The organism is Nitratidesulfovibrio oxamicus, assembly GCF_015731765.1.
GTDB lineage: Bacteria > Desulfobacterota > Desulfovibrionia > Desulfovibrionales > Desulfovibrionaceae > Cupidesulfovibrio > Cupidesulfovibrio oxamicus.
The window spans coordinates 1-3,485 of record NZ_VRYY01000268.1; the positions used below are offsets into that span (position 1 = coordinate 1).

Sequence of the window (3,485 nt, forward strand, 5' to 3'; positions counted from 1 at the left end):
CCCTTCGTCCCCGCCGACGTGGACGGCTGCGCACTGGCCTTCGCGGCCACGGGCAACCGCACCGTCAACGCCGCCGTGGCCGATGCCTGCCGCCAGCGCAACGTGCCCTGCAACGTGGCAAACGCCCCGGACACGGGGGCGTTCATCGTGCCTGCCCACTTCGCCTGCGGCGACCTGACGGTGGCCCTTTCCACCGGGGGACACAGCCCGGCCCTTGCCCGGCGCATCCGCATGGACCTGCAACAATGGTTCGGCGCGCGGTACGACGCCATTGCCGTACTGCTGGGCCGCCTGCGCCCGCTCGTCCTTGCGCTTGGGCAAGAGACAGGGCAGAATACGGCGCTGTTCCGCGCCCTCGTGGAATCGCCGCTCATCGACGCACTGGCCGCGCGCGACCACGCCGGGGCCGAACGCATCCTGACCGAACTGCTGCCCGCGGAACTGCATCCGCGCATCGTGGAGTTGCTGCATGAGCTCGCTTGAGCTGCTTTCCATCGCCATCATCATGCTCTACGTGCTTGGCACGGTATGCATTGCCGTGGGCCTGCTGGCCCGGCGCGACAGGCTGAAGCGCCTTTCGCAATGGCTGACGCTGGCGGGTTTTGCCCTGCACACCGTCATGCTGGGGCTGTCCATGCAGGGGCAGACCTGGCAGGTTCTGGAAAAAGCCTACTATTTCCGCATGCTCTCGTGGAGCCTGCTGCTGATCTATTTCTTTGTCTGGTGGCGGCTGCGGCTGGAATTCCTGGGGCTTACCGCCTCTCCGGTGGCGCTGGTGTTCTACGTCTCGTCGTTCATGCTGGCCGACGTGCAAAGCAAGCTGCCGCCCGCCATGTCCGGCCTGTTCTTCGGGCTGCACATCGGCACGCTGTTCCTCAGCTTCAGCCTGATGACCATGGCCTGCGGGGCCGGGTTGCTGTTCCTGTACATGGACCGCAAGCTGAAGCACAAGACGCGCCTTTCCGGCTTCGACCGCGACCTGCCCGCGCTTTCCGCCTTTGACAAGGTGAACCACCTCGCGGTGATGGCGGGCTTTCCGCTGTTCACGCTGGGCATGGTTTCCGGGTTCGTGTGGGCGCGCATAGCCTGGGGCAAGATGCTGTCGTGGGACCCCAAGGAAGTCGTCTCGCTGGTGGTGTGGTGCATGTTCGCCCTGCTGTTCCACCAGCGGCTGGCGCTGGGCTGGCGGGGCCGCAAGACCGCCGTCATGGCCATCTGGATCTTCGCGGTATGCGTGTTCTCGCTGCTGGGGGTCAACTTCCTGATGACCACGCACCACAGCTTCAACCCGCAGTAACCGCAGCACCCCGCAGGAACCATGACCCGCAACCCGGAGCAGGCGCCGCACGCCGCGCACCCAGCGGACCACAAGACGCACCCCGCGAAGCACAGAGTTCACATGGATCAGGAAATCTATCTCATCGGCCTCAACCACCGCACCGCCAGCGTCGAAGTGCGCGAGCGGTTCGCCCTCACCGACTGTACCGTCCTTGAACAAGGGGTGGTGCCCACCGGTGACGACATCTCCGAAGTGGTCATCCTGTCCACCTGCAACCGCGTGGAAATCATGGCCGTGGGCAACGGCCCCGGCGTGCCCGCGCGCGTGCTGGACTGTTGGGCCGCCGCGCGCGGCCAGCAGCGCGGCGACCTTGAACCCTTCGTCTACGTGCACAAGGGCATCGACGCGGTGCGCCACCTGTTCAGCGTGGCCTCCAGCCTCGATTCCATGGTGGTGGGCGAACCGCAGATCCTCGGCCAGCTCAAGGACGCCTACCGCAAGGCCGTGGGCCGCAACGCCACCCGCGTGGTGCTGAACCGCCTGCTGCACAAGGCCTTTTCCGTGGCCAAACGGGTGCGCACCGAAACCGGCGTGGCCTCCAGCGCCGTGTCGATCAGCTACGCGGCGGTGGAACTGGCCAAGCGCATCTTCGGTGAAATGTCGCAGTACAAGGCCATGCTGATCGGCGCTGGCGAAATGGCGGAACTTGCGGCCACCCACCTGCTGAATTCCGGCATCCGCGAGATCATGGTGGCCAACCGCACCTTCGAACGCGGCCTGCAACTGGCCAGGCAGTTCAAGGGCGAGGCGGTGCTGTTCCAGGATCTGTCGGTGCGGCTGGCCGAGGCGGACATCATCATCAGTTCCACCGGCGCGCACGAGCCCATCATCCGGGCGCGGGACATCAAGGACGTGCTGAAGCGCCGCAAGAACCGGCCCATGTTCTTCATCGACATTGCCGTGCCGCGCGACATCGACCCCGACGTCAACAACCTGGACAACGTCTACCTGTACGACATCGACGACCTGAAAGAGGTGGTCGAGGAAAACATGGCCCAGCGCCGCGACGAGGCGGCCAAGGCCCGCTCCATCGTGGAAGAAGAGGCGGGCAACTTCGCCAGGTGGTTGAAGTCGCTCGACCTGCAACCCACCATCGTGGACCTGCTGCGGCGCAGCGAACGCATTGCCCAGGACGAACTGGCCCGCACCCTGAAACGCCTTGGCCCGGTGGACAACGCCACCCGCGAGGCATTGCAGGCCATGCTGTGCGCCATCGTCAAGAAGGTGAACCACGAACCCATCACCTTCCTGAAACGCCGCTTCGACGAGGAAGAGGCCGGAACCCGGTACATCGACATCACCCGCCGCATGTTCAACCTGGACTGCGACGACGTGCCCGAAGACGCCCACAGCGACCGCAAGCACCACGCATAAGAGACCCCATGCGCACCTATTGCATAGACGACCTGACCACCGACGACATCGCCGCCGTGCGCGCGCGCCTGGCCGAAATGGACCTTGGCGGCGGCATGAGCGGCCTCTACTGGCTGCCGGTGCCCCAGCACCACCTTACCCCCGTGCAGGTGGCCCACGGCGAAAGCTGCGGCCCGTTCTGCCTCGCGCTGGAGGTGGACGAGGACGCCCTGCGCATGGAACTGCTGGTGCGGGCGCGGGGCATGCTGCGCTGCGAATGCATCGCCTACGCCTCGCCAGAACTGCGGGCGCACATGATCGACTATCTGGACGGCCTGCTGGCGGACCTTGGCATAGCGGTGTAGCGACGGAGCCGCGCGTTGCGCCGTCGCCTGTCCGCACTGCGGGTTGGCGCCATCCAGCCGCCCCCCGTTTCGGAACCCGCGCGCTTTTTGCCGCTCTCGCCGCTTTCCCGTTGTCGGCACCGTGCCCCACGCATATCAGCCAGAGGCAGGCAAGCGTGAAGCCATCACGGGTGGCGGGCACTGCCCTCACGCAGCCGCCTACGACACCGTCACGCCTTCCCGCCCCGGCCTTTGCGCCGGGCGTTCCCTCTTTCGTCCGCAGGCCAACCATGCCCCATCCCGATACCCCGCACGCCTCTCCCGCCCTCACGGCGCGCCCGCTGCTGCCGCAACGGCTGCCCCTGCGCCTGCAGGATCTGCCGCCGCCTGCGGCGCGGTTCTGCCTGCGCGTGGGCGGCTTCCTGACCGCGGAACTGCTGCGCGGGGCA

The 3,485-nt window shown here is 66.5% G+C and carries 4 protein-coding genes; all 4 read left to right on the forward strand.

Annotated features, from left to right (window positions below):
- Window positions 1-483 (forward strand): precorrin-2 dehydrogenase/sirohydrochlorin ferrochelatase family protein (locus tag FVW20_RS10015; RefSeq protein ID WP_196609317.1); only part of this gene is annotated, 483 nt, incomplete at its 5' end.
- A complete protein-coding gene (locus tag FVW20_RS10020) occupies window positions 470-1,297 on the forward strand; it encodes a cytochrome C assembly family protein (protein ID WP_196609318.1) in 828 nt (275 codons plus the stop codon). The genes FVW20_RS10015 and FVW20_RS10020, both read left to right, overlap by 14 nt.
- Window positions 1,298-1,399: 102 nt before the next feature.
- The gene (gene hemA, locus FVW20_RS10025) at window positions 1,400-2,713 is read left to right on the forward strand and encodes a glutamyl-tRNA reductase (RefSeq protein WP_196609319.1); all 1,314 of its coding nucleotides are present in this window, start codon (window positions 1,400-1,402) and stop codon (window positions 2,711-2,713) included.
- An 8-nt stretch (window positions 2,714-2,721) separates the two neighbouring features.
- Window positions 2,722-3,057: a hypothetical protein gene (locus FVW20_RS10030; protein ID WP_196609320.1), complete on the forward strand. Its 336-nt coding sequence runs from the start codon at window positions 2,722-2,724 to the stop codon at window positions 3,055-3,057.
- Window positions 3,058-3,485: the final 428 nt, after the last annotated feature.